Genomic DNA, 19465 nt, shown 5'->3' with positions numbered 1-19465 from the left:
CATGGCGTTATTTAAACAAGATACAACTAAAACAGCCAGTATGGCGAGAAAAAAGAAAATGGCAGGGCTAGACGATGATTATCGCTCAACCCTGTTAGAATCTGGGATTAAAATGCGCTAGCCGTGGGCGTGTTGACCTTTGGCGCTTGAATTTCCAGCAGTATGTTTGGTTTTTAGGCAAGGCAGAGCCTATGAAGTGTGGTTATTCCCCATAAATAGGCGATAACGTAGCATAAATGCCAAACATACGCTGCCCTTTTGGGTTCTGCCTAGGTTGAACGAATTTCAATCTGCAAAGATCAACACGCCCTAATAAACAAAAAGCGCGTTTTGTGTAGGCAAAACGCGCTTTTTTGCTGTTAAACTAATGTTAACTATTCAGCTAGGTTATGGTGTTTTGCTTTATATTTTAAGCGGTAACTGTGTAATAGGGGCTCGGTGTAGCCACTTGGCTGCTTAGCACCTTCTAATACAAGTGCTAAAGCGGCTTGATAAGCAATACTATTTTTAAGTGACTCTTCGCTTTGTGCCATTGGCTTGTACGCGCTGTCGTGCTCATTTTGGCCATCAACCACTTTAGCCATTTTAGCCATGATCGACTCTATTTGTTGTTGAGTACACACCCCATGCTGTAGCCAATTTGCCATATGTTGACTTGAAATACGCAAGGTTGCTCTGTCTTCCATTAAGCCTATGTGGTTAATATCAGGCACTTTTGAGCAGCCAATACCTTGGTCTATCCAGCGTACTACGTAGCCTAAAATGCCTTGTGCATTGTTCTCAAGCTCACTTTGAATATCTTCTTTACTGAGCGTTTGCGGCTGAGCCATTAAAGGCGGTGTAAGTAAATCAGTAAGGCTTGCCATGCCTCGTTTGGCAATTTCTTTTTGCTCAGTAAATACAGCTACATCGTGATAATGCATAGCGTGCAAAGTGGCTGCGGTAGGCGAGGGCACCCACGCGGTATTAGCGCCAGATTGCACATGAGCAAGCTTTTGCTCCATCATAAGTGCCATTTTATCTGGCATAGGCCACATACCTTTACCTATTTGTGCTTTACCGCTTAGGCCGCAGGCAAGGCCTGTATCAACGTTACGGTCTTCGTATGCTTTGATCCACGGCTGAGCTTTAATAGCGGCTTTTGGCAAAGCGACCCCTGCGTGCATAGAGGTATGAATTTCATCGCCCGTGCGGTCTAAAAAGCCAGTATTTATAAACACCGCGCGCGCTTTGGCTGCGTGTATACAGGCTTTTAAATTGACTGAAGTACGGCGCTCTTCATCCATAATCCCCATTTTTAGGGTGTTTTTTGGCAAGTTAAGTGCTTCTTCTACCATGCTAAAAAGCGTATTTGTAAAAGCAACTTCTTCAGGGCCATGCATTTTGGGTTTTACAATATTGATGCTTTGCGCACTGGTGTTTTTAATGCCTGTTTTTTTATTTAAATCGTGCAGGGCTGCGGTTGCGCTAAACATCGCATCCATAATGCCTTCAAATACGGGTTGGCCGTAAATGTCGGTAATAGCAGGGTTTGTCATTAAGTGGCCTACATTACGGACAAACATCATGCTGCGGCCTTTAAGCGTAAGGCTGCTACCGTCAAGGGCTGTATATTGCCTATCGCTTTGTAAAGTACGCTCTATGGTTTTATCGCCTTTTTTAAACGATTCAACCAAGTTACCTTGCATTAACCCCAGCCAGTTATTGTAAACTTGTACTTTATCCTCGGCATCTACTGCGGCAACAGAGTCTTCGCAATCCATAATGGTTGTTAGTGCAGCTTCAAGCAAAACATCTTTTAATCCTGCTTTGTCGGCTTGGCCAATAGGGTGGTGATGGTCTATTTGCAGCTCTACATGCAGGCCATTGTTTTTTAATAAAATAGCACTTGGGTTTTGCGCCTCGCCTTGGTAGCCAATAAGTTGCTCAGGGTTTTTTAATTGAGTATGCGAGCTGTCTCTTAGGGTGATAGACAAGGCGCCTTCAACAATTGAGTAGTTAGTGCTTTCTATGTGTGAGCCATTTTTAAGGGGCAGGGCTTTATCTAAAAATTGGCGCGCATACGCCATTACTTTAAAACCACGAACTGGATTATACGTAGTGCCTTTTTCAGCGCCGTCGTCTTCACTTAATACGTCGGTGCCGTACAGCGCATCGTATAACGAACCCCAGCGCGCGTTAGCCGCATTAAGCGCAAAACGTGCGTTGCTAACAGGCACAACAAGCTGAGGGCCTGCGCTGAGTGCTATTTCGGGCTCTACATTTTGGGTTTCAATGGCAAAGTCTGCAGGCTCTGGTACTAGGTAGCCAATGTCTGTTAAAAACGCTTGGTACTGCGCGCTATCCCACGTTTTATTTGTTTTATGGTAGTCATCTATTTGTTGTTGTAGCTGCTCGCGCTTAGCTAAAAGAGCGTTATTTTTCGGGGTAAGCGTTTGTACTATGTTTGCAAAGCTTTGCCAAAATTGCTGCTCAGATAAATGAGTGCCTGGGAGTAGCTGTGTTTTTACAAAGTTGGCCAGCTGTGTATCTACGCTTAGCCCTGAGTGTGTGAGAGTGTGTGCCATATTTACCTTCCTTAAACGGTCGCGGTGTTGTTGTGTGCGTTAAAGCAACAATAACGCAAAAAAGGCTCAGTGCGTGCTTTTTTGCCATTCACAAAAAATATAGCGGTAATAACAACTATAAATTTACTAAATCTAAAAAATAAGCCTAATGTTGAATTAAGCGATACGGAGCACACACTCCAAGCCACTCTCACAATAATTTAAATAATTTATAGACCCGTTCGAAGGATTTTATTATGACAACATACACACGTGAAACCGATACTCTAGCAACACTTTGCCAATCTCAAGGTAGCGCATGGAAAGCCATTAACCCTGAATATGCAAGCCGCATGCGTTTACAAAACCGCTTTCGTACAGGGATTGAAATTGCACAATACACCGCAGATGTAATGCGTGAAGATATGGCCGCTTACGATAAAGACACCAGCCAATACACACAGTCTTTAGGTTGTTGGCATGGTTTTACTGCGCAACAAATGATGATGGCAATAAAGCGTCATCAAAAAACAACTAAGCGCAGTTATGTTTACTTAAGTGGTTGGATGGTTGCTGCACTTCGCTCTGCATTTGGCCCGTTACCGGATCAAAGCATGCACGAAAAAACCTCAGTGCCTGCGCTTATTGAAGAAATTTATACGTTTTTAAAACAAGCCGATGCCCGTGAACTAGACCACTTATTTAATGATCTAGACGAAGCGAAAGCCAATGGCGGCGATGTGCAAGCGGTGCTTGATAAAATTGATAATTTTGAGACACATGTAGTGCCTATTATTGCCGATATTGATGCTGGTTTTGGTAACGAAGAAGCAACCTACTTACTTGCTAAAAAGATGATTGAAGCAGGTGCGTGTGCCATTCAAATAGAAAACCAAGTGTCTGACGCTAAACAATGTGGTCACCAAGCAGGTAAAGTAACTGTACCGCACGAAGATTTTTTAGCAAAAATTAACGCTGTACGTTACGCGTTTTTAGAACTCGGCATTGATAACGGTATTATTGTTGCGCGTACCGACTCATTAGGTGCAAGCCTTACGCAAAAAGTGCCTGTGTCACAAACGCCAGGAGACTTAGCTAGCCAGTACAACGCGTTTTTAGAAACCACACCTATTAACGGTGTAGATGATTTAAACGAAGGCGATACGGCAATGAAAATTAATGGCCAATTATGTAAGCCAACGCGTTTAGAAAACGGTTTATACCAGTTCCGCGAAGGCACTGAAAAAGACCGCGTAGTACTAGATTGTGTAACAAGCTTACAATCGGGCGCTGACTTATTGTGGATTGAAACCGAAAAACCACATGTTAAACAAATTGCAGAGCTAGTTAACCGCGTTAAAGAGCAAGTACCTGATGCTAAGCTTGTTTATAACAATTCACCGTCATTCAACTGGACGCTTAAGTTCCGTGAGCAAGTGTACCAAGAGTGGCAAGAAGCGGGTCGCGACTTGAGCGCTTACCCAAGTCTAGGTGATAATAAAGGCCTAATGGCGCCAGAAATGGACGATACAGAGCTTGCTGCTGAAGCGGATGTATTAGTGCAAAACTTCCAGCGCGATGGTGCACGTGAAGCGGGTATTTTCCATCACTTAATTACACTGCCTACATACCATACGGCTGCACTAAGCACCGATATTTTATCAGAAGGTTACTTTGGTGATATGGGCATGCTTGCATATGTACGTGATGTACAACGCCAAGAAATTCGCCGCGAACAAGCCTCAGTTAAGCACCAAGATTTAGCAGGGTCTAATATTGGCGATACGCACAAAGAGTACTTCTCTGGTGAAAACGCACTTAAAGCCGGTGGTGAAGATAACACCATGAACCAGTTTTAACTTTTCTAGATAGTGTTACTCAAGGGCCGTAAGGCCCTTTTTTTGTTGTATTAATATAAATCAGGCTCGGCTAAATTTAGTTTGGATCACTATTTAACTAGGTAGATATTAAGTACAGCTATATGGCTGCTTTTTTACTGTAAAGCCGCTTTAAAGTGCAAAATCCCCCTTTTAAAAGGCTGGTTTTTACTGTTTTACCCAGTATAAATAAAATAATAAACCGAAATTTTACTAACCTGGTGCCTCTATAAAACAATTTTTTACTAACTGAGTGCTTATAAACAGTGGCTCAAACCGATTTTTTACCAACTCAAGCGATTAAAATTACAATAAACCGAAATTTTACTAACTGAAAAACGCCTAAGTCCGATATGGATAAGCTCAAAACTGTAAAGGGGGTTTACAGTTTGGCATTAATTGACCTAAGCGTTGGTTAACTACAAAAAATAGCCACGTAGGCGTGGCTATTTTTAAACCTAAACACGGAGCTTATTTTTTGTTTGAGTGTTTATCAAACCACCATTGAATGTAGGCAACCTTGGTCATTAAGTTAGAAGGGCGCGCCGTAATACCGTGTGATGCATTAGGAATACGCACCATGGCGGTATCAACACCTTGTAACTTAAGGGCTTGATAAAACTGCTCGGTTTCAGAAATAGGGGTACGATAATCTGCCTCCCCTGTTAAAAGCATCGTAGGCGTTGTTACGTTACCTACATAGCTAATAGGTGAGCGTTTCATATAGTGCTCAATATGATCCCAAGGTTTACCTGGGAACCAGTAATCGGCAAAAAATGGATAAAAGTCGGCAGTTAGTACAAAACTGATCCAATTAATAACGGGTTTAGCCACCACTGCTGCAGCAAACCTGTCGGTGTGCCCTACAATCCATGCGGTTAATACACCACCGCCAGAGCCACCTGTTACAAATAATTTAGACTCATCAATAAAGCCTTTCGCTATTAGCGCATCAACGCCGGTCATTAAATCGTCAAAATCGTTACCTGGGTAATTATGATGAATTGTTTGAGCAAACGTTTTACCGTATGAGTCACTGCCTCGAGGGTTCATGTATAAAACTACGTTCCCTTTGGCTGCAAACAATTGCACCTCGGTACTAAAGTGAGGGCCATAATTAGCCACAGGGCCGCCATGAATTTCTAATACAAGTGGGTATTTTTTTGATTTATCAAACCCAGGTGGGTATGCAATCCAACCTTGAATTGGCAGCTGGTCGTGGCTCGATTTAAGCCAAATCTCTTCTACGTTGGCAAGTTCTTTATCGCCTAACGCATCGGCATTGAGTGTAGTGAGGCGACGAGCTTTGCCTCGTTTTATAGTGGCTATATCTGCAGGGCGCTGAATATTAGCAAGTGTAAAAGCAATATCGCCATCTTCGCTTACATCAAAATCGCCGCCCGAATAAGGACGACCAAACGCAACGCTACCTATTTGCTCGGTGAGCACTTTACGCTTACCACTGCGTGGTTGGTAGGCAAGGGCTGTTTGGCCTTCGTCTGCGTAGCTAAAGTAAACCCCTTTTGAATTGGCACTCCATTTAATTTGCCCCACACTTCTATCAAAATTAGGGGTTAGGCTTTTTGTATCGCCCGTTTTTAAATCACGAATATAAAGCTGCGTGTTTTCGTAATTGGTGCGTTTATCATCATACCCTGTAAAGGCCAAGTAACGCCCATCGGGAGATACTTTAGGTTGTTGGTCAGGGCCGTTTCTATTGGTAATGGCAGCAATTTTTAAGGTGCTTAAATCAAGCTGGTATATTTCACTATTAGTGGGCTTTAGTTGATTTTGCTCATGCCGATTGGCCGAAAAATAAAGGCTGTTGCCGTTTTTACTAAAGCTTACTTCGCCAGCGTTATTAAACTCATCGTGTGTGAGCTGCTTTGCATTGCCGCCATTTGCATCTATTGCAAATAATTGGCTAAAGCCTTTTTGGCTATAACCGCCTCCGTCGGCGCGGTAGTATACATCGTCTATAAATTTAGCAGGTTCGGCCCATGTAGCGCCTTTAGGCTTGCCAGGTAAGTTAACAGGTGGTGCACTGCTACTTGGTACAAACATACTAAAAATAAGCTGCTGAGAGTCGGGATGCCAGGTAATTGCGCGTGGGCTGCTGGTTAGGTTACTAATTTTTGCTACAGCACCTGTTTTAAGCCACTTCATATAAATTTGGCTGCTGCCATCGCGGTTAGATATAAACGCAAGGCGTTGCCCATCTGGCGATAGTACTGGGGAGTGATCCATATGCACGCCTGAGGTAAGCGGTTGCAGTTGTTTAGTTTTATAATCAACCGACCAAATGTTACTGACTTTACGGTCCGTTTTTATATCCATACGGTTACGAACAAAGTACACCGTTTTACCATCGTCTGTTATATCAATTTGATTGGCGTATTCAAGATTAAACACATCTTGTAGCTGTAATGTGTTGTCCTTTGCAAAAGCTAACTGGCTACTACCAAGTAATAAACTGCTACTTAAACTAAGTGCTAAAAGCGTCTTCATTTGTATTCCCTGTTGTGGTTTTTGTATATGTAGTTATATGTCAGCAGGCAAGGGATGAAAAGCGCGATGCGGTGAAACTATAATTTAATACCGGTTTAAGTAAAACATGCTTACTTTATAGTAATAAATAGCGGGCTTACTGCGTTAAATTTTTTATATGCAGCGCCATGTATTTCAGCGCTGTGTTACTTATGCTTTGTTACTGTGCTGTGTTGTTGCGCTTTTTTAAAGCGATATTAGTTTGTACATGATTGGACTAAATAGAGGTTTTAGCTGTAAAGCCCCTTTACAGCTAAATAGTTTTTAAAGTAAACATGCGTTTTATAGCTTGAGGCTTAATAACTAGTTAAAAGCAAGGTTAGGTTGCTGATGCACACAGTGATTTAATTTCTTTAATAAGTGCAATACCGGCTGCGTTATCGCCATGCACGCACAAACTGTTGGCATTTAAGTTTAGGGTGTTTCCTGAGCGAGTGGTTACACAACCGTCGGTTAATAGCTGTTTTACTTGTGCTAAAAGTACTGGCTTGTCGTGAACGCTGCCATCAAGGTGGCGAGATACTAAATGACCTTCGTCTGTATATTGCCTATCAGCAAAGGCTTCTAAAATAAGATCTACACCTAAACTATTGGCGGCAAAGGTGTGTTTTGCAGAGTCTTTTGTGGCTAACAGCATAAGCTTTAATGGTGCAGGGTAGTGCGCTATGGCAGTAATAACTGTTTGTAAAATATGATCGTTTTTCATCATGTCGTTATATAAAGCACCATGTGGCTTAACATATCTAAGTGTTAAGCCCTGTACTTTAGCCATGCCATCAAGGGCGGCAATTTGGTAATGTAAGCTATTGGTCAGTTCTTGCGCGCTAAGCGCCATAGAGCGCCTGCCAAAGCCTTGTTGGTCGGGGTAACTTGGGTGCGCACCTATTTGTACATTGTGCTGCTTTGCTAAATACAACGTATCGGCTATTACATCTGGGTCTCCACCATGAAAACCACATGCAATATTTGCCATATCAATATGAGGCATTACCTCATCATCTAATCCCATTTTCCATGCGCCAAAGCTTTCGCCTAAATCGCAATTAAGTTTCATTTTTTATCCCTTGTTATTATTATTTTATGGTAACTGGCAGTACGCCATGAGCGTGTGCATTGCCTAACAATACCTTAGCAAGCGCTGTAAACGCAGGCCCCGCAACAGCATTGTTTTTATCTGTATCTATATTATACGCATAAGAAGCAAGAACTGCATTAGCTCTGCTGCCAAACTGCGCTATGTCGTAGGGGGCACGCAAACTTATAAATATTGTTTTTTTATTCACTGATGCAGCTATATCCAGTAATGATGACAGCGCTTTAGGTTGCTCAGCGGTATTGAGTGCAAAGCGAGGGTCGTCTTTTAAATCATCCATTCCGCCAATCTCTACAGCGCTTTGATTAGGCGTAGCGTTGCCTGCAATAACAACATCTGCATTTTTAATTAAGCTATGCGCCTTTACAGGGTCAAACCCTTGTAAACTACTGCAACTATATTTAAGCGCCGCATTACTTATAGCGCTAAGCGCTTGCTGCATGGCCATGCATTTTCGGGTATCGGGCATAATAATATGGATGTGTTGCCCTTTTCTTAAATTAAGAGGCAATGCATTATTGTTATTTTTAACCTCAGTAATAGCATTTACGGCAAGCTCAGCTTCTATTTTGCGATGTGCTTGAGAGCCAATAATATCTTTTGCTTTAGCCAAAGTGCTTAATGGGTCTAGCTGTGTGGTTAATTTAAATTTATTTTTTAAAGCGGTTATACGCGCAGCCGATTGAGCAACTTCGTCTTTACTGAGTTGTTTATTATTAACAGAAGCGACTAATTCATCCATTAGTTTGTCGAGTGCGTTTAAATCAGCTGGTGTTCTGATCTCTATTGGCATAAGCGCTAGGTCAACGCCTGCTGCAAAGGTATTGATTACCGCTTGGGTTGGGGTGAAAAAATGACTAATGCCAGCCATATCTAAAGCGTCGGTTACCACCACACCTTGATAATTTAACTCCCCTCTTAAAATGTCAGTAATTATAGTACGCGACATAGTGGCGGGTTTTATCATGCTTTTGCCATCAACACTTACAAACGTACTGTTATCGAGTTGTGGGTATTGAATATGCGCCGTCATAATCATACCCGGGTTTTGCGTGGCAATTATGTGTTTAAAGGGAGCTAAATCTTGTTGATATATGTCTTCTTTGGAGTGATTTACTTGTGGTAACCCTGTGTGGCTGTCTACGTTAGTATCGCCGTGCCCTGGGAAATGCTTTAACGATGTAATAACGCCGTTGTTCTCAAATCCTGCCACTTGTGCTGCGCCTAATTTACTGACAAGTGCTGGGGTTTCACCAAACGAGCGCACATTAATTACCGGGTTGTCGGGGTTCATGTTTACATCTACCGTAGGGGCATAGTTAACATTAATACCTAACGAATTAAGCTCTTTAGCAATAACAGTGGCAGTTTGGGTTGCGTATTGAATGCCATACTTTTTATAGGTTGCACCAATAGACATATTACCAGTAAATGAAGTGGCAACATCGCGAGGTAAACGCGCTACTCGGCCGCCTTCTTGGTCTATCGAAATAAATAACGGCAGCTTTGAACTTGATTTACTCGCCGCAGCTTGTAATTGGCTATTAAGGGTAATGGTTTGCTCAATAGATTGGGTGTTTTCAGAAAATAAAATTACACCACCAATATTATGCTTAGCAATGGCCGCTGCTAGTTCATCAGGTAGGGTAGTAACCGGTGTTCTGCATTGTTTGCTTGACCCTTGCTGACAAAAATAGCGTAAATCGAGTATTAGTTTTTGCCCCAATTGTTGTTCAAGAGACAGTGTAGGCTTAGCAAAGGAAGATTGTAATGGCATTAAACACCCAGATAAAAAAACAACAGACGAAATAAAGCATTTATTTAGCAAAACACACTCCAACGCTAAATAGATAAGTGGCAGTAGCTTATCTATTTTTGTGTACAACTGCAAAGTGCAGCTGTTTGTATACACAGGGTAAATTGTAAGGCGTGTATCATGGCTGAATACGTTTTATCTAAATGGTGAGTAGGTGTTAAATTAGCTGTACTCACTGCCGCCGTTTTAAAAACTAAAGATTAAATAGTTCATTGTTTTAATTGGCCAGTTAACTATTAAAGCCGCGCAGGGGTTAAGCTATAGGCTAGCCACGGGAGTTATTAAAGGCTAAGCACAAACACTATTTATTGCCTGCATTACTATAAAGGCTTGACATATATAGTTAACTCTATATAGTAGGCCGCAGCTAGAAAGAAAGCATGATAGTTTATAAATCTTTATTTCGTTGTTGTATAAGTAATACTTGTAGTACCGTCCTGAAGTTTTTAAGTACCATCTCATTTTTTGCTACACCCGCTCTTATGAGCATATTTTTTATTTTTATATCAGGATATTACAATGTCTAACATCGTATCAGGTACAGTTAAGTGGTTCAACGAGTCTAAAGGTTTTGGTTTCATCGAGCAAGAAAACGGCCCAGACGTTTTCGCACATTTCTCAGCAATCAAAAGCGAAGGTTTCAAAACTTTAGCTGAAGGCCAACGTGTAGAGTTCACTCTTTCACAAGGTCAAAAAGGTCCTCAAGCGGATAACATCACTCCGTTATAATTTTTACTTTTAAAGTAAAAATAAAAAAAAGCGCTTAAGGCGCTTTTTTTGTGTCTAAAATTTGACTGTAAAATAGCGCCATCTATCATTTAATAATATAAATTAATGTAGTGGTGCGGTTATTCTAAAACTCTTTCCTTTTATTGCTTGTTTCTTCTTAAGCACGTTTACTTATGCAAACCATTTTAAGTTAGTTATTTATACAGATCAGTTTGCACCTTATAATTTTATAAACGAGCACGGCCAACTTGTTGGTGCTAACTACGATATAGTCAACGCACTGTGTATTAAAGCAGAAGTAGAGTGCGACTTTAAAGTCATGCCTTGGAAGCGTGCCGCAATGCTTGTGCATAAAAAGCCTTATTCAGCCATTTTTTCAATGGCGCAACATACTAACCGAATTCCTTTATTTAATTGGCTTGGCCCGTTAACTACTGCACGAACTTATTTTTATAAGTTAAAAAGCCGTCCTGATGTCACTGTAAATACCCTTAACGACACCACTCTTTATTCGTTAGGCATGGTAAGGGGAGATATATATCAATCATTGGTCAAAAAAATAGGGTTTGTAAATGGGCAAAACTTAATGACGTTTGGTGAAGAGCAACAATATATTCAGCTTTTTATAAACAATAAAATAGATCTTATTTTAGGCTCCGAACACGTTATTTATAACCAATTAAAGCCTTATAACGTGAGCTTACTTGATGTAGAGCAACTTACTGAGCTACCTGTAAGTAACGACCTTAAAGATAATTATTTAGCGTTTAATAAAGCGGTGCCGCAGCACATAGTAGATCGCTTTCAACGTGCCTTTAAAGTGCTAAAACAAGAGCGCAGTCTCGATTCGTTCATAGCGCCATATAGCAATAATTAATCACTAAGCCCCTATTTTAGACTTTATTACTTAGGCACTAATTAACGTAACTAAGCGTTAAAACTGCGCTTAAATAAGCAAGGTTTAGCTTCGGTGCTAGGGTAGCCCTTGGGTATTTTTAAGTGTGTAAAAGGCTTTTTGTAGCGCGTTTATATAGCGGATATCGGTGTTTTTATTTGCTGCCAAATAGGCATCTACCTTGAGTTCTTCTACATTATATATGGCTTTAACTTCAGCGTCAGGGGTGGGCAAATACTGACTTATTTGATGTATTAGTTCGGGGTCATCAACAATTAAGTCTACTTTTTTGGCAACCAGTAACGCATACGATTTTTGTATATCGGTGGTGAGCACAACCTCAAAACCCAAGTTGGTTAATATATCAGTAGAAAAGTCGTTACGTTGCATCGCTATTTTGTATTTTTTGCTTCCTCAGTATTGTTAATAATTATGTCGTCACGCTCTTTAAGCGCAACAAAAGCAAGTTCAAAATGCGAGACTGGGCCTATCCAATGAAAGTTGTTTTCTCGCCCTTTGGTGCGCGCTATGGTGTAAATAAAGGTGTTTTGGATAGTGCTGGCAAGTCTAAATGCTCGCGCCCATGGGTACATTTGTATATCGGGCGTTAGGTTCGCCTTTGCAAAAATAGCCCTTATAAACTCAGTGCCTTTGCCTGTCACTTTTCCATCAACGAGTATTTGATCGGGCGGCGAGAGTTCCGTGACAACTAAAAGAGGGTCTGAGCTTGCGTAGCTATTAAAAAAAACAAACAACAATACTAATAAAAGTTTACGCATTTATATAAATCGACTTATCAACAGCGGCTATTTTATGAGTGTGCTTAAAGGTAGAGCATCAATAAAACAGTAGGTTACATTAGGATAAACCTAAGTGTGGCCTAAAATTTATAATTTACCACTTTTCAATAATACAAATTTATCGCAAAAATATAAAAAGCCATGTGCGTATATGTACTTAAAGGTAAGAAAGAGAAAGTAGTTATTAAAAGGAAGAATATATTTATAAGGGCCCTAAAACGATAAAAGGGCCTTGCGGCCCTTGGTGAAGTATCGTTCAAGTCAGATAGTGCTTTAACCCCTTAAAGTACTATCTTCTTGTTTTGCAACACCGGTGTTCATCTCATTAAGTTTCTAAGCTAGCGAGAGGAAAAACCCAGCAATTGCTGCGCTCATAAGGTTAGCCATAGATCCTGCTAACACTGCTCTGAGCCCTAAGCGTGCGATATCCTTTCGCCGACTAGGCGCCATACCGCCTAATCCACCTAGTAAAATAGCTATCGACGATAGATTAGCAAACCCACATAACGCAAATGTTACAATTGCTTGAGTGTGCGCACTTAACGTATCGCGATAATTTATAAAGTCTAAGTAAGCAACAAATTCATTTACTACTAACTTTTGACCAATAAAACTACCTGCTATGATTGCCTCATCCCATGGTACGCCAAGTAACCATGCAACAGGAGCAAATACATAACCTAAAATTTCTTGTAGCGTTAAAGTAGGGTAATCAAACCACCCACCAATACCGCCTAGTAAACCGTTTAATAATGCTATTAGTGCTACGAAAGCTAATAGCATTGCGCCCACATTTAGCGCTAAATGCATGCCGTTAGCTGCGCCTGATGCTGCTGCATCAATAACATTAACTGGCTTGTCTTCATCGGTGTCTAAATCAGCAAGCGTATCTTTAGGTGTTTCGGTCTCTGGCACAATCATTTTGGCCATTAAAAACCCACCTGGTGCAGCCATAAAGCTAGCGGCAATTAAATACTTAAGCTCTACACCAATAATTACGTAACCTGCCATTACAGAGCCTGCTACCGTGGCTAAGCCACCTACCATTACTGCAAACAACTCAGACTTAGTCATGGTTGCTATAAACGGCTTAACAATTAAGGGTGCTTCAGTTTGGCCTACAAATATATTAGCCGTTGCTGAGAGCGATTCTGTGCGCGAGGTTTTCAATAGTTTTTGTAAACCGCCGCCCAGAATTTTAATTATCCAATCCATAATGCCAATGTGGTAAAGCACAGCAACAAGTGCTGAGAAAAACACAATGACCGGTAAAACTTGAATAGCAAAAATAAAACCGAGTGTATCTTGCGATGCAAGAGGGCCAAATAAAAACCCAATCCCGTCGTTTGCAAAGCTAATTACCGAAGAGACGGCACTAGACATACTTGCTAACACATTTTTACCAGCTTCAAAAAACAGTACAAACCCACCAATAACTACTTGCATAGCAAAGGCTATCGCTACGGTGCGTAAGTTTATTGCTTTACGATTAGTCGAAGCCGCAAAAGCAATACTTAGTAGTACAAACATGCCTACTAAGCTCATAAATGTTGTCATACAGATGTTTCCCGTTATTATTCTTGTAGTAAATACTTAATTTTACTTTTAATAATATCAATCGCAACGCGGTTCATTCCGCCTCGAGTCACAACCAAATCAGCGTTATGCTTTGAAGGCTCAATAAATTGATAAAACATCGGTCTAACAGTTGCTTGATATTGCTCAACAACAGATTGTAATGTTCTGCCTCTTTTTTCCATGTCTCGTTGCATACGACGCATTAAGCAAATATCAAGGGGTGTATCTATAAATACCTTAATATCAAATTCTTTATTAAGTGCTTTATCACTTAATAATAAAATACCTTCTACTATTAAAATTTTAGCTGCAGCAACGCGACGAGTTTCATCGCTTCGTGTGTGTTGTGCATAATCATAAGTAGGTACTTCGACAGAGTTACCACTACGAAGTTGAGTTAAATGTTCAAGCATTAACTCATGTTCAAATGCATCAGGATGGTCGTAGTTAGTTTGCGTACGGTGTTCCATAGGCAAATGCGACTGATCCTTGTAATAAGCATCTTCTTCAATAATGGCGATAGCGCCTGGTTCAAGCTCATTAACCAACTCATTGTAAATAGTTTGGCTAAAAAGAGATTTGCCCGACGCTGATGCGCCAGCAATAGCTATAATAGTTCGTGTCACTAAAGTTCTCACCCACACAGAAAGGAAAAGTTGTTTGGTTGATCACAATAGCAAAAAAGACACGAATAATCTCTTTTGCTTTGCTTAAGAACGCAAATTTATAATGTTTAGCTTTTATGAAACAGGACTTATGTCCTGTACGGAAAATTCGATCAGCGGATAAAGTAACCACCTAGAAGCAAAGTGAGGTCAACATGGCAAGAGCAATCATCTTAATGGCAGACAGCCTAGGTATAGGTGCAGCACCCGATGCAGACAAATTTGGTGATGTTGGAGCAAATACACTCGCCCACTTATTAAAAGCATACCACGACGAAACGGGTAAAGCGTTATCGTTACCTAATTTATCTAAATTAGGTTTAATCGATGCCTGTGAGGCAGCGGGCGGTGAAACGTGTTTAGTTTCTGAGCGTCAAGCATCGCAAGGTGCATGGGGTTATGCAAAAGAGCTTTCAAGCGGTAAAGATACGCCATCAGGGCACTGGGAAATGGCCGGCGTACCTGTGTTATTTGATTGGGGCTACTTCCCTAAAACACAGCCGAGTTTTCCACAAGAATTTGTAGACGAATTTATAGCCGCTACCGGTATACCTGGCATTTTAGGCAACTGCCATGCATCAGGCACTACCATATTAGAGCAGCTAGGCGAAGAGCACGTAAAATCAGGCAAACCAATTTGTTACACCTCAGCGGATAGCGTGTTTCAAATTGCCGCACACGAAGAGTCTTTTGGCCTTGAGCGCCTTTACGAAGTGTGTGAAATTGCCCGCGAATTACTTGATAAACTAAATATAGGCCGTGTTATTGCTAGGCCATTTTTAGGCACAAGCAACGCAGATTTTGCCCGTACTAGTAATCGTCGCGATTATTCAGTATTGCCGCCAGCACCGACCCTATTAGATGTGCTATCTAAACACGGCGGTGAAGTAATAAGCATTGGTAAAATTGCAGATATATATGCACACCAAGGCATTACCCAAAAACACAAAGCCCCAGGGCTGATGAATTTGCTTAAAAAAAGCAGCGAAGTATTAGCAAGTGCGCCAGATAACAGCTTAATTTTTACCAATTTAGTTGATTTTGACGAAAAGTTTGGCCACCGTCGCAACCCAGTTGGCTATGCAAAAGCGTTAAAAGAATTTGACGATTACTTACCAACTATACTAAACCAATTAAATGCAGATGACGTGTTAATGATCACTGCAGATCACGGCTGTGACCCAACCTTTCCAGGTTCAGAACACACCCGCGAATATGTACCAGTTATAGCTTATCAACCGGGCATGCAAAATACCCCGCTTGGCGAGCGCAATAGCTTTGCAGATATAGGCCAAACCCTTGCACAGTGGTTTAACTTACCTGCACTTGAATACGGTGACGGCTTTTTAAATAAGCTAAACGCGCCTAAATAAAAAGGAAAACAATTAATGAGTACTCCGCATATTAGTGCAAACGTTGGTGACTTCGCTGAAACAGTATTAATGCCGGGCGATCCGCTTCGTGCACAATACATTGCTGAAAACTTTTTAGATGATGCAGTACAAGTAACAGGCGTACGTAACATGTACGGCTTTACAGGCACATACAAAGGTAAACCTGTAAGTATTATGGGTTCGGGCATGGGCATACCATCTATGTCTATTTATGCGCGTGAGTTAATTGTAAGCTTTGGCGTTAAAAATATTATTCGTATTGGTACCTGTGGTGGTATTGGTACAGATATTAAAATTCGCGACGTAATTTTTGCACAAGGCGCAAGCACCGACTCAAACGTAAACCGTGCACGCGTTCGTGGTTACGATTTTTCAGCAATTGCTAACTTTGACCTACTTTTAAACGGTGTTAACGCCGCTCAAGACCTAGGCATTAAAGCAAAAGTAGGTAATGTATTTACTACCGATACCTTCTACCAAGCTGACGACACATTCTACAAAGACCTAGATAAACTAGGTGTACTAGCTGTAGATATGGAAACAGCAGGTTTATATGGTGTAGCTGCAGAGTATGGTGCTAACGCAATGGCACTATTTACCGTAAGTGACCACGTGATCACCGGTGAAGCAACACCTGCAGATGAGCGCCAAAGCACATTTAACGAAATGGTTAAAATTGCTTTAGAGTCTATTTAATAAACGCAATTTTATTAAATTAGCAAACAGTTCCTTGGTAACGTATTCACTAAGTTTTGGAGACACGCCCAAAGTGAAGTGAGACTAAACCCCCAAAGCCGCATTTTATGCGGCTTTTTTTATACCTATAAAAGCGCTACTTTTAAAGCGCCAGCAAGCTGCACAGTACGAGCTAACCGCGTAGCTGGAGCTAACCTCGCGTTTGGTATTAATTTCATCGCGGCATAAAGCCGCTGCTACTCATCTTTTTAATCAAACTAATGTTATCCAAAGTAAAAGCATTACGTTTAAAAAGTCGCTACACCCAGTGTCACTCTTACTAAGTTAATGCTAGTGTATAAATTACAACCATTTATTGTTTTTGTTGTTTAACCGTTAAGCTAGGGAGTTGACTATGTCTAACTGGGTAGATGCAACCGTAAAAAAAGTAACATGGTGGAGCGATACGCTTTTCAGCCTGGTAGTAAACGCAAGCGTAGAGCCATTTAAAGCAGGGCAGTTTACTAAGCTCTCGATTATGGAGGGCGATAAACGTATTGCTCGGGCATACTCTTATGTAAACGCGCCTAATAACCCCGATTTAGAATTTTACCTTATCAATGTAGAGGGCGGCTTATTATCGCCTAGGTTGGCGCAATTAAAACCAGGCGACACTGTATTAATAGAGCAACGTGCCACAGGCTTTTTTACCTTAGACGAAATACCACCAAGCGAGCAGTTATGGATGCTAGGTACAGGCACTGCAATAGGGCCGTTTTTATCTATTTTGCAGCAACAAGAGGTATGGCAAAAATACACACAGATTAATTTAGTGCACGGCGTACGTTTTAATGCCGATTTAAGCTATCAAAATCTAATACACACCCTAATAAACGCACACCCTACACAGCTTAACTATATTCCGGTTGTAAGCCGTGAAGAGCCACAACAAGGCCTAAAAGGGCGTATAACTACAGCAATTCAAAACGGCGAGCTATTTAGTAAAGCCTCTGAAACCCCAAGCCCGAGTAATTCGCAATTTATGATTTGCGGTAACCCACAAATGGTAAAAGACACCACACAGTTACTTTTAGACAAAAACTTTAAACGAAACCGTCGCAGAGACCCAGGGCACATAACGGTTGAGCAGTATTGGTAAAGTGTATAACAATCATTTAATTGCTACCCGAAAACGCTCAAATTTGTTATGTTGCAGCATTAACAGCGTTATATGTTCATATTAGGAAAGTTATGAAATCGTTATCTATTATTTTTGCCTCGCTTATTGCCACTGTTGCCCTGATCAGTTATGCAGCAGAGCAAACCGAAGAGACTCAAGAAGAGCAAAAAAGTACCGAGCAAGCGTCAAGCTCTACTCAAGCCAGCAATTCACCAACAAAAGCAAAAGATGAAAAGTTAAACACGCTTGAGTACCAAGCCCCACAGCTTAAAACGCCAACAGTAGATACTACTAAACCTGACGACTCAAAAGTACTGGGTAGCGAAACCCCAAAACCGGTAGAAAAACCAAAAAACAAAGTAGAAAAAGCAGCAGCTGTGGCCGAGGCAGAAAAAGCGGTAACGCAAGCCAAAGAGGCATTAACTGCTAAGCAGCAAGCTAAAGCTAAGCAATCTCGAGAGTCGCTTGCTGTTGTAGAGCAACTAGTAGAAGCCTATAACGCACGTAATATTGAACAATTTATTCGTATGTATGATGAAGATGTAGAGTTTTATATTTTTCCTAATGAGCTATTATTTAAAGGAAAAGAAAAACTAATAGCCCGTTATGGCTTAATGTTTAAAAAATTAAAGTGTATTAATAGCTCGCCAATAAAGCGTATTGTGCACGGCGACATAGTAATAGACCACGAACTATCAGAAACCTGTTCAACAGACGAAAACGTGGTAGATAAACGCTCTGAGTTAGTATCGAGCTACCAAATAAAAGACGGAAAAATAATCCGCGTATTATTTTTTAGATAATTATAAAAGGCATACTATGCAGTTAGCAGACGACAAAAAAATTCGCTTAATGTATCGCATTGAGCCAGGGTGTTTAGGGCCGCAGGGCGCAGAACACATAGAAGACTTTTGTCGTTATGCTAATAAGCATATTAAATCACCTTATTACGGGCAATTTTTGTTTTTACCACGTTTTGATAAACAAAAAGATGAGCGTCAATACAGCGTAAAAAACCGCAACCTATCGCGAGTGCAAGCCAAAGCCTATTTAAACCATTTTGAAATTGATATAGATACCTTCGAAGAGCAACTAGACGAACTCCTCACCAAAGCCATCGATTTATACTTTAAACGATAATTATAAACGCCTGAATACAAGTTTTACCCTGTAGCTAATTTTGCCTGTAGACGCCTAGTTTGCTCAGGTTGATGCGTATTTTCTCATTAATTGCCCCACAGAGGGCATTTCGCGCTACACAGAGAAAACAGGCATTGGTGAGTTACTTCTTTGTGGTGACATAATCACATTTAAACGAAAGTTTGAGCTAACTACGTAGCAGCGAGTTTATCTCGCGTTTTATATTGAATTTTTTTCGCGGCATAAAGCCGCTGCTACTCATTAATTTCACCACAGAGGCGCTTCGCGCTACACAGAGAAAACACAGGTATTGGTGATTTATTTCTCCAGTTTTTCTCCTACTCTCCTCCTTCACTTCTCGGTGGTGACATAATCACTTTTAAACGAAAGCATGAGCTAACTACGTAGCAGATGTATGGACTCCTCCCCATTAACGGGAGAGTACGGTATAAAGAAATTGCAAAACAACTTTTACCAATTAAGGAGTCCATACATGGCACAGTCTAATTTAATTGCTATTGATTTAGCAA

The 19465-nt window shown here is 41.0% G+C and carries 16 protein-coding genes; 8 read left to right on the top strand and 8 right to left on the bottom strand.

Annotated elements, in window-relative coordinates:
- Positions 1-374 precede the first annotated feature (374 nt).
- Positions 375-2567, bottom strand: coding sequence for a malate synthase G (locus PSI06_RS18760; RefSeq protein ID WP_273604602.1), 2193 nt, complete (start codon positions 2565-2567; stop codon positions 375-377).
- Between the two features lie 236 nt (positions 2568-2803).
- On the opposite strand from PSI06_RS18760, the gene PSI06_RS18755 reads away from it, so the two are divergent.
- Positions 2804-4405 carry an isocitrate lyase gene (locus tag PSI06_RS18755; RefSeq protein WP_004587182.1) on the top strand — a complete coding sequence of 534 codons (1602 nt, stop codon included), beginning with the start codon at positions 2804-2806 and terminating at the stop codon, positions 4403-4405.
- Positions 4406-4894: 489 nt separating this feature from the next.
- Here the strand turns inward: PSI06_RS18755 and PSI06_RS18750 are convergent, their stop codons facing one another.
- From PSI06_RS18750 to PSI06_RS18740, 3 genes are all read right to left on the bottom strand, one after another.
- Entirely contained in the window at positions 4895-6931 is a 2037-nt protein-coding gene (locus tag PSI06_RS18750) for a S9 family peptidase (RefSeq protein WP_273604601.1), read from the bottom strand.
- A 358-nt stretch (positions 6932-7289) separates the two neighbouring features.
- On the bottom strand, positions 7290-8024 hold the full coding sequence (locus PSI06_RS18745) for a 5-oxoprolinase subunit PxpA (protein WP_273604600.1): 735 nt from the start codon (positions 8022-8024) through the stop codon (positions 7290-7292).
- A 19-nt stretch (positions 8025-8043) separates the two neighbouring features.
- Positions 8044-9840 (bottom strand): glycoside hydrolase family 3 protein, encoded by a 1797-nt coding sequence (locus PSI06_RS18740; protein ID WP_273604599.1) that lies wholly within the window; start codon positions 9838-9840, stop codon positions 8044-8046.
- Positions 9841-10398: 558 nt separating this feature from the next.
- Here PSI06_RS18740 and PSI06_RS18735 point away from each other — a divergent pair.
- Both PSI06_RS18735 and PSI06_RS18730 read left to right on the top strand, forming a co-directional pair.
- Entirely contained in the window at positions 10399-10608 is a 210-nt protein-coding gene (locus tag PSI06_RS18735) for a cold-shock protein (RefSeq protein ID WP_004587186.1), read from the top strand.
- 121 nt (positions 10609-10729) lie between these two features.
- Positions 10730-11485 (top strand): substrate-binding periplasmic protein, encoded by a 756-nt coding sequence (locus PSI06_RS18730; protein ID WP_337944438.1) that lies wholly within the window; start codon positions 10730-10732, stop codon positions 11483-11485.
- A gap of 96 nt (positions 11486-11581) precedes the next feature.
- On the opposite strand, the gene PSI06_RS21530 is transcribed toward PSI06_RS18730, so the two are convergent.
- The 4 genes from PSI06_RS21530 to udk all read right to left on the bottom strand — a co-directional run bounded on the left by PSI06_RS21530 (position 11582) and on the right by udk (position 14507).
- Positions 11582-11893, bottom strand: a complete 312-nt coding sequence (locus tag PSI06_RS21530) for a hypothetical protein (RefSeq protein WP_337944437.1) — start codon at positions 11891-11893, stop codon at positions 11582-11584.
- 2 nt (positions 11894-11895) lie between these two features.
- Positions 11896-12282: a hypothetical protein gene (locus PSI06_RS21525; protein WP_337944436.1), complete on the bottom strand. Its 387-nt coding sequence runs from the start codon at positions 12280-12282 to the stop codon at positions 11896-11898.
- A gap of 354 nt (positions 12283-12636) precedes the next feature.
- A complete protein-coding gene (locus PSI06_RS18720; protein ID WP_004587189.1) occupies positions 12637-13860 on the bottom strand; it encodes a NupC/NupG family nucleoside CNT transporter in 1224 nt (407 codons plus the stop codon).
- Between the two features lie 17 nt (positions 13861-13877).
- Positions 13878-14507: a uridine kinase gene (udk, locus tag PSI06_RS18715; RefSeq protein ID WP_004587190.1), complete on the bottom strand. Its 630-nt coding sequence runs from the start codon at positions 14505-14507 to the stop codon at positions 13878-13880.
- A 194-nt stretch (positions 14508-14701) separates the two neighbouring features.
- Between udk and PSI06_RS18710 the strand changes: the two genes are divergently transcribed.
- The 5 genes from PSI06_RS18710 (at position 14702) to PSI06_RS18690 (ending at position 18935) form a co-directional block, all read left to right on the top strand.
- Positions 14702-15919: a phosphopentomutase gene (locus PSI06_RS18710; RefSeq protein WP_273604598.1), complete on the top strand. Its 1218-nt coding sequence runs from the start codon at positions 14702-14704 to the stop codon at positions 15917-15919.
- 15 nt (positions 15920-15934) lie between these two features.
- Complete coding sequence (gene deoD, locus PSI06_RS18705; protein ID WP_273604597.1) at positions 15935-16636, top strand: purine-nucleoside phosphorylase; 702 nt, start codon at positions 15935-15937, stop codon at positions 16634-16636.
- A 394-nt stretch (positions 16637-17030) separates the two neighbouring features.
- Positions 17031-17774 carry a ferredoxin--NADP reductase gene (locus PSI06_RS18700; protein ID WP_273604596.1) on the top strand — a complete coding sequence of 248 codons (744 nt, stop codon included), beginning with the start codon at positions 17031-17033 and terminating at the stop codon, positions 17772-17774.
- A gap of 92 nt (positions 17775-17866) precedes the next feature.
- The gene (locus PSI06_RS18695) at positions 17867-18598 is read left to right on the top strand and encodes a nuclear transport factor 2 family protein (RefSeq protein WP_273604595.1); all 732 of its coding nucleotides are present in this window, start codon (positions 17867-17869) and stop codon (positions 18596-18598) included.
- Between the two features lie 16 nt (positions 18599-18614).
- Positions 18615-18935 (top strand): hypothetical protein, encoded by a 321-nt coding sequence (locus PSI06_RS18690; RefSeq protein ID WP_273604594.1) that lies wholly within the window; start codon positions 18615-18617, stop codon positions 18933-18935.
- Positions 18936-19465: the final 530 nt, after the last annotated feature.

Source organism: Pseudoalteromonas sp. GABNS16E, from assembly GCF_028598715.1.
In the GTDB taxonomy this organism is placed as follows: Bacteria; Pseudomonadota; Gammaproteobacteria; order Enterobacterales; family Alteromonadaceae; genus Pseudoalteromonas; species Pseudoalteromonas atlantica.
The sequence above is the reverse complement of the archived record's forward strand: the minus strand, read 5'-3'. Positions and strand labels throughout refer to the sequence as shown.